This window comes from Gardnerella vaginalis (genome assembly GCF_001546485.1).
Lineage (GTDB): Bacteria > Actinomycetota > Actinomycetes > Actinomycetales > Bifidobacteriaceae > Bifidobacterium > Bifidobacterium vaginale_D.
In genome coordinates, this window is the sequence record NZ_KQ956873.1 from 69,740 (window position 1) to 77,991 (window position 8,252).

General features: G+C 42.5%; 4 protein-coding genes. All 4 read left to right on the forward strand.

Features of this window, described 5'->3' with window-relative positions; genetic code table 11:
* Positions 1–138: 138 nt before the first annotated feature.
* The gene (locus HMPREF3208_RS05910) at positions 139–2,823 is read left to right on the forward strand and encodes a hypothetical protein (RefSeq protein WP_064347722.1); all 2,685 of its coding nucleotides are present in this window, start codon (positions 139–141) and stop codon (positions 2,821–2,823) included.
* A gap of 257 nt (positions 2,824–3,080) precedes the next feature.
* Positions 3,081–4,940, forward strand: coding sequence for a SpaH/EbpB family LPXTG-anchored major pilin (locus HMPREF3208_RS05915; protein ID WP_196488967.1), 1,860 nt, complete (start codon positions 3,081–3,083; stop codon positions 4,938–4,940).
* Positions 4,941–5,608: 668 nt separating this feature from the next.
* Positions 5,609–6,634 (forward strand): class C sortase, encoded by a 1,026-nt coding sequence (locus tag HMPREF3208_RS05920; protein WP_064347725.1) that lies wholly within the window; start codon positions 5,609–5,611, stop codon positions 6,632–6,634.
* Between the two features lie 219 nt (positions 6,635–6,853).
* Positions 6,854–8,221 (forward strand): ATP-binding protein, encoded by a 1,368-nt coding sequence (locus HMPREF3208_RS05925; protein WP_064347727.1) that lies wholly within the window; start codon positions 6,854–6,856, stop codon positions 8,219–8,221.
* Positions 8,222–8,252 lie beyond the last annotated feature (31 nt).

An 8,252-nucleotide genomic window follows, 5' to 3' on the forward strand; every position in this document is an offset into this window, starting at 1 on the left:
GGGGGGGGGTATACTCTCAGCTGTACATTACGAAAGGGGTCAGATTCCGCCTGGTTGTTAATTGGAGCCGTTGGGTTTCGTTAATTCTGAGGCCTTGAAATATTAAGATTGATTATGACGATATAAGGAGAGTATGTTATGACTGCTCCGGAATCTAATATATTTTTAAAGCGTGTGCGCGCGATTTTTGATTTCGCTGCTCACCGCCGTGACTCTGGCGTTGCAAGAGCATCTAAAGAGGCTTCTTGCGCCGCTTTACGCTTAAACGCGTCCAAAAGCTCGTTCGTAAAATCATCTAAAAATTCGTCTCAAAAAGCGTGTGGTTCGTGCACGCGTCGAGCGTTACTTTCGTTATTGGTAGCATCTGCAACGTTGCTTGCTACTTTTGTGATTGCTCCTGCTTATGCGTTGAGCGCTGGCGAGAATGCTGGTGTAAGCGCTGCTGCTAATACTACTGTTCCTGCTGAGAAGGCTGAGGGTGCTAAGTCTGATTCTACTAAGACTGAGGGTGAGCAGAAGCAGCAGTCCGAGCAGAGTGAATCTAATAATGCTGAATCTGATAAGAAAAATACTGGCTCTTCTGATGCTTTAAAGAAGAATAATAATAAGGAATTGAAGCCTGTTGAAAAGCAGCCGAAGACTGCTGGTAACAATGGTGTTGATAAGGCTAAGGCTGATTCTGATGTAAAGAAAAACGTTAAAAAGCAAGATGTTGATTCTGCGAAAGCTGTTAAAGGCACTGACAGAAGTATGAAGGGAGAGCCTCAGCTTCCACCAGAGTGCAATGGTAAGAAAAAGTATAATACTCCTGAAAAATGCTACAGTATTACGTATGGTAATAAAAACACAGTAAACATTAAAGGCGATAATGACAGGCCTTATACTAAAGTTCCTCAGATTTTTAAGCCAACAATAGAAGTTGCTGGCGTAACTCAGAAAACATTACCTGATGGCGTGTGGCTTGAGTTGAAAAAGTATGGTAATGATGATTCTGTAAATTATGCTTTTTTCAAGGATAGTAGTAGTGGCAGTTATACTGCTAAATCTACTAAATCTACTAAATCTACTAAAAAAGTAGCTAATAGCGATGGTTATATACGCTTTTTCCCGAGCAAATGGCTAGTAGCTAATAAGTCCTATAAGTTTAAAGTTGCAATACATTATCCAGATGACTTAGGATCCAAAGCTAAGTACATCACCGCGAAACTAGATAAAAAGGATTTGCCTAATCCTCAATCTGGTGATTTATCGCTGAGTTTATACGATTTTGTGAATAAGCAGGATGATGTTGCGGTAAGTGGTAATAAAATTACTATAAAACCAAAGTCTGATAGTCAAGGTGCTGGCGGAAGTACTACTGACAGTAATGTTAAAAAAGACGTTTACGATTCTATTAATAAGCTTTTTATTGATTCGCAATCGATATATAAGCGAGGCGAGCTGTACCATCACATGATTTGCAAGGATGATGCCAATAATTACACGGTAGATAATTTTAATGGTTTGAGTCTTAAAGATAAAAAAGATAATCCTTCTGCAGATAATCAGACTCAGTTCAAGCATATGGAAAATCAGAATAATCCAAAGGATAGCACTGCAGATAAGTATGCTTTGTATGAGAATGATGATTATACTGAGCGCTCTCAAAGCTGGATTAGTGGCATGCCTAAGAAGGCTGGGACTTTTGAGTGCAAAGTGTTTGCTTTTAAGAATGCTAATTTAGAACGTAAAGGTGGAGGTAAATATTCTATCGGTTCTACAGTATTAGACGAGTTTAATGCAAGGGTCAAAGATAATGCAGGTAAGGACTCTCTGTTTCAAGGAAACATAGTTGAAGATAAGTGGACTAATAAAGCGTCTATTAAGCAAGGCGTTGACTGGGATTATAAGTCAGTTACGATTGAGGTGAAGTCGAATAAGCCTCCAGAGCCGGAGCCGCCAAAAATTGGCGATAAGGATCTTACGCTGAAAGTGTATCCGTTTAAAAACATCGATGGTTCGTTGCCGGCGGAGTTGCCTGACAAGAATAACAAGATTTCTGCGATACTCGGCATGGAGCTTAAGCCGTTTGTTGATGCTACTTCTGCGGCGGATAGCACGAAGAAGATTACGTTGCGCGTGCTGTGCTCGAAGGGCGAGAAGAAGGCTGCTGCTAATGCCGGAGGTGGCGGCTCTGCTGTCGGTGACTCAAATGGCGCTACTGCTGTCGATGGTTCGTCTAGCAGTGCGCAATCTGGCTCGCAAAGTGAGCAGCCTTCTGGTTCGTCGCAAGCTGCGGAGAATCTTGAATACAAGACTTGGAGTAGTAATCTTGCCGAACTTGGGCTGAGTGTGCCTGCGGATAATAATCAAAATACGTGCCACTCTAATGAAGAAGGCGAGACGATTTGCGAGTCGTCGGATCCAAGTAAAAAAGTGGCTGCGCGAACTGATAAGGAAGTGAGCATAAAGCCGACTGAGGTTGGCGATTACCAGTGCGTTGTGTATGCGTTGAAGCCTGAAGCGCTTACTAAGTTTGATGATGCAATAAGCAAAGCCGCTCAATCTGGCAGCTTAACGCCTACGTTGATAAGCTCTGCGCTAACTTCTGCTAAGCCTACGGCTTTTAAAGAACATAAGGATTTTGCTGCTTTTACGCTCAATATTCACTTGGTGAGTAATTTCACTTTGCCGAACACGGGCGGGCAGAGTTGGAATTTGCAGCTGGGTATTCTTGCAGCGCTATTGGTGAATCTGTTGGCGGCTGGCTTCGTGGTAAGTCAAAGTGAGTGCGGTCGCAAATTAATTTTGGGAAGGTGGCGAGGCTTATGCAATCACGTATAAAGCAGTTGTATATGCATTTACTTGCGGTGCTGCGCATAAGGCGACTACGTACGCATTTGCGCATAAAGCCTTCCTGTTTCGCGCATTGTTTTATTGCGTATTGTTTTATTGCGCATTGTTTTATTGCGCAGTCTTTCGGGATTCGGGAGCGTGATAACACAAGGTAAATGTCAAAAATTTTAAAACTTTACTCGTATGAGCATGATCAATGCAAATCAAATTTCTACTTGCTGTAAAAAGCAATGAAAGGAGTGAACATGAAAAAGTTCACTAATAAATTCGTGGCGGCGGTGGCGTCGCTTGCGATGGCTGGCACGCTGTGCGTCGCCGGCGCTGTAACCGTGTCCGGCGTTGCGTGGGGTAGTCCTAATAATTTACAGATAACACCGGGTCCACCTGCTCCGGCTCCGTGGGTGAAGGGTGCTCCAAAGAATGGCAGTATTACTATTCTTAAGTGCAAGCAAAAGGATGCTAGCACGTCAGCTGTAACTACTTCTCCTTCACCATCTACAGCTTCTACTGATTCTTGCCCTGCTGGTTACGAGCCGCTTTCTGGTGCCAAGTTTAGCTTAAAAAAGGTTGATTCCATTAAGGTTGGCACTAAAGAAACAACTCTAGATCTTAAGTCTCCTGAGTCTTGGCAAGAGATTGCGAAACTTGCTACCAAGCTGAACGATCACACTGCTAAGGAAGATGGCACTGATGCGGAAGTAAAGTTTGATGGCACTTCCATTCCGGATCAAACGACTGCAGAAAAAACTGGTAAAGCAACCTTCTCCAATCTTGGACTTGGTCTTTACAAGGTAATTGAGACTGAGCCACCTGCAGGTTACGGTATTTCTGATTTGCAATCCTTCTACATGACGCTTCCTTTGCCGGAGTACACTACTACGGGTCAGGGTGCAAACAAAAAAACCACAGTTACTTACAACTACAAGCCTGTTGTGAAGCCGAAGAATAAGGATCTCAAGGATACTATTCAGAAGGTTTACGGTAAGACTACGTTCGCAAGTGTTAATGATATATTGCCATACACTATTACTGCCGGAGTCAATAAGGCAAAAGTTGGTGATAAGAATTTGACGGCTGATGATCTTCAGGGTTATATGGTCTTCGATGATGCTCCAACTGATGCTTTGGAAGCATTCAAAGCTGAGGGGGAGATTGGTACTCCAACCTTTGCTGATGCTGTGAAGAGTGTGAAGATTGGCACAACGACTCTTGTAAAAGGTACTGCTACTAATGAGGAAGATTACACGGTTAGTGTCATCGACTCTGCTAGTGAGACAGATCCAAATTCTAAGGGTCTTACAGCTAATCACAAGCGCATTCTAGTGAAGTTCTCTAATACTGGTTTAGGAAAGATTGCTGGAGTTTTGAACGCTGTTCAGAAAGGTCAAGAAGCTCCTCAGGTTACTGTAAATCTAGAGTTTAAGGTCAGTACCACATACAAGGCTGGCGAGGCTCCAACCGGCGATGCGTCTGAACAAAACGGCAAGAATGAGATTGTTAACGCATCTGGCTTCTTCCCGGCTCATGAGAAGGCTGATGCGGCATTGCCTCCAATCATTCCTAACACTGATAAGAGCAAGTCTATTCTTGACTTCGGCTACCTTCAGGTGCATAAGTACTACATGAAGGACGGTGCGAAGACTAATCTTTCTGGCGCTGAATTCAAGATTTTCGCTGATAAGGATAAGGCTGAAGGCTGCTACAAGGCTTTGAATGAGAACAAAAATATTACTAAGGATAAGAACTGCAAAGCTGCGTCAACATTTGAGAATGCTACTACCAATGCTAGTGGTAACTTCGAGAATGCGTATAAGACTCGTGCAGGCGATCCTGTGTATCTTCTCGAAGTAAAAGCTCCTCAGGGTTATGCTAGGTCTACAGCTGTTTATGAGGCAAAGATTACAAAAGATAAGACCAGCACTATTGAGATTGAGGACCTCCCACTTAAGGGTGGCGAAGATGGCAAGAGCTTCTGGTTCAATCTTCCTGCAACCGGTGCTTACGGAATACTGATTTTCGCTGTCGTAGGCATGGGCTTGATTGTTGCTAGCGTGATTCTGTACGTGCGCAATCGCAAGGAAGAAGAACAGCAGCAGAACGCTTGATCCGCTTTCTAAAGCTGGTCTTGTAGTCTAATAGCAAAGTGTGAGTCTAGGGTTTACTGAACTAAATCCTAGACTCACTTGCTTTTATAATCGTAATCTCCCAAAACATTCGGAAGCTTTGTACCAGTGCTTTGCTAACGCTGGTTTTGTAGCTTTGCAGTAGCGCTTTGCTAACGTTGAGTACTTGTTGATGAGTGAGCTTTAACAGTATTGCTCTGCAGGCGTTGAGTATTTATTGCTTACAGAACACTAGCATTCATGCTGCCGCACACACCACACCAAACCTACTCTCAACCACTAACTCACCCGAAGCTTAGTTGCACTGAGTAAACCACGCACTTTCGTAACTTTCTGCACGAGTCTATGAGTTTTGTGTTGTGTTTAGTGTGTTGAGAGGCTGGAAAAATTGTGTTCAGCACTAAAAGAGGACTGAGCGAACGCAACGCAACATAAACAAGGTTTTACTACAGTAAAAATGTTTCATATGAGTGCGGAGTGAAGGACGGAACGTGCGCAAACACAAATTTTCCAGCCTCGTAAAAACCAAAAACTAAATCAGTTACAAAACTCATAGACGATACGCAAGAATCTCGCAAAACAAAATCGCAAATAAATTAAAACAACAAAATAAAACCAATCTAAGCCTAATTATCCCACAAGGAGGAAGCATGAAATTAAACGAAGCTGTTACAAAAGTATATGCTTTCTTCAAGCAGAACAAAGCAAAATCAGCAGCAAAACCCGCAACCGAATCAACCCAAGCCTCATCAACCCAAGACTCAGCAACCGCACCAAAACCCGCACCAAAACCAACGAAAAAACCAAAATCCAAACTCCGCCGCACTCTTGAGCCAATTGCCCTCGCGCTTGCAGCAATATTGTGCTTCACATACCCGGTTGCATCAACGCTGTGGAACAACAAGGTATCGAAGGAAGTTTCTGTAGCCTACGATCGCCTGAGTCGTAAGCAGACTGCGAGCGCTCGCGAGAAGATTTTGAACGCAGCGCGCAAGTATAATGCGCGCCACAAGTCGATTATTACGTCTGATCCTTACGACGGCACAACGGATTATATGAAAACGCCGGAGTATAAGGATTACGCGAAGCAGTTGGATGGGCCGATGGGCATTATGGGCATTGTAAAGATCCCGAAGATTGGCGTGAAGTTGCCGATTTATCACGGTAGTTCGCAGGAGGTTTTGGCGTATGGAGCTGGTCACTTGTATGGCACGGATTTGCCGGTTGGGGGCAAAACTCGTCACGCTGTTGTGACAGCGCATACGGGTTTGCCAAATGCGACTATGTTTGATGATTTAGTGGAACTGAAGAAAGGCGATTACTTCTACTTTGACGTGCAAGGCGAAACGCTGCGGTACAAGGTGTTCCGCATTAGCATTGTCGATCCGCATGATATTAGGTTGCTTCAGCGTGAGAAGGGGCGCGATTTGGCGACGCTGCTCACGTGCACGCCGTATGGTGTGAATACGCAGAGGCTGCTGGTGACAGGCTATCGCGCGCTACCGGATCCGGTTTCGTCGCCAGGAGACAAGTTGCAGTGGTCGCTTTGGATGACGATGTTCATGCTCGCGCTTATTGGCTGTGCGATGATTCTTGCCACCATGATTTTGGCTGCAGTTCGCAAGCGTCGTCGTCGTGCTGCTTCACTTGCTCATGCCAAGCATATAAATGTTTAGAATTGCTGTAATGCAGCGTGTTGCGAAGATTTAGAGAAATAACACCTTGATTTTCGTGAAAATTCGGCATATATTTACCCCTGATTTCGTGAAAAATCGGCATATATTTACCTTCAATTTCGTGAAAATTCAGCCTAAATTGACATTGATTTTCGTGAAATATATACTATAAAACAATAGTATTTTCAACGGTTTTGTGGTAATTAAAAGTGGTGTTATATGTTAAGGCGAAAATTCTATCAAAAAATGCTCGATTGGAAGAAGGCTGATCGCGGTTCAACAGCACTTTTAGTAACAGGTGCTCGAAGGGTTGGGAAAAGTACTCTAGTTGAAGAGTTTGCAAGAAACGAATACAAGTCTTATATTCTTATTGATTTTTCGCAAGCATCAAAAGATGCGCTTCGACTATTTGAAGATTATCGTTCAGATTTAAGCACTTTCTTTACGTACATATCTGCACTATATGGTGTGAAACTTTATAATCGTGAATCGGTAATGGTTTTTGACGAAGTGCAATTTTTCCCACAAGCGAGAGAGTTTATAAAACAACTAGTTGCAGATGGCAGATACGACTATATAGAGACTGGTTCGTTGCTTTCTATTAAACATAATGTTGAAACAATAGTGATTCCATCTGAAGAACAAGAAGAACGCATGTATCCTCTTGATTTTGAAGAATTTTTGTGGGCTTGTGGAGAAGAAAATCTGTCGACGGTTATTAAAAATTCATTTGATGCGTTACATCCTTTGCCAGATGCTTTACATAAAAAAGCGATGCGACTTTTTAGAGAATATATGCTAGTTGGTGGTATGCCGCAGTCTGTAAATGAATATGTTGATTCGAGAGATTTTGCTCGAGTAGATAGAGTTAAGCGTCGTATTCTTTCACTCTATAGGCAGGATGCTGCAAAGTTTGCGAAAGGGTATGAAATGAAAGTTATGGCTGTGTTTGATGGAATACCAGCGCAGCTTTCCAGACATGAAAAAAGATATAGGATTACTTCTTTGGGCAAGAATGCTCGTATGCGTGACTACAAGGATGCGTTTTTTTGGCTTTCGGATGCGAGTATTACAAATAATTGCTACAAATCTACAGATCCGAATGTGGGCTTGAATCTTAATGCAGATGATGCGCTAGTAAAATGTTATATGGCTGATACTGGTTTGTTGACTTCTATGATACTTTCAGATGGTAGCATTGCGTCTAATGATTTATATAAAGAAATTTTATTTGGAAAAATCTCAATTAATGAAGGAATGCTAGTTGAAAACGTTGTTGCGCAACAGCTAATAGCATCTGGACATCGCCTATTTTTCTATTCAAATAGAGATAAAGAAAATTCGGAAAATACCATGGAAATCGATTTTTTGATTTCTAAAGCTTTTCAGGATTCTGCTGGCAAAATGCGTATATCTCCTATTGAAGTTAAATCTGGGAATGCGTTTAAAACAGTTTCTCTTGATAAATTTAAGGCTAAGTTTTCAAAAAGAATTGGAACGAGTTATGTATTTGCTCCTAAGCAGCTTGGCATTAAAAAAGATTTAAATTGCGTAATATTGCCACTGTATATGTGTGGATTGTTGTAGCGCGACGACCTGCTTGAGCGCTGCGATTTAG

Coding starts and splice junctions, on each gene's coding strand:
- HMPREF3208_RS05910 (WP_064347722.1), top strand. CDS start 139: ATGACTGCTCCGGAATCTAATATATTTTTAAAGCGTGTGCGCGCGATT.
- HMPREF3208_RS05920 (WP_064347725.1), top strand. CDS start 5,609: ATGAAATTAAACGAAGCTGTTACAAAAGTATATGCTTTCTTCAAGCAG.
- HMPREF3208_RS05925 (WP_064347727.1), top strand. CDS start 6,854: ATGTTAAGGCGAAAATTCTATCAAAAAATGCTCGATTGGAAGAAGGCT.
- HMPREF3208_RS05915 (WP_196488967.1), top strand. CDS start 3,081: ATGAAAAAGTTCACTAATAAATTCGTGGCGGCGGTGGCGTCGCTTGCG.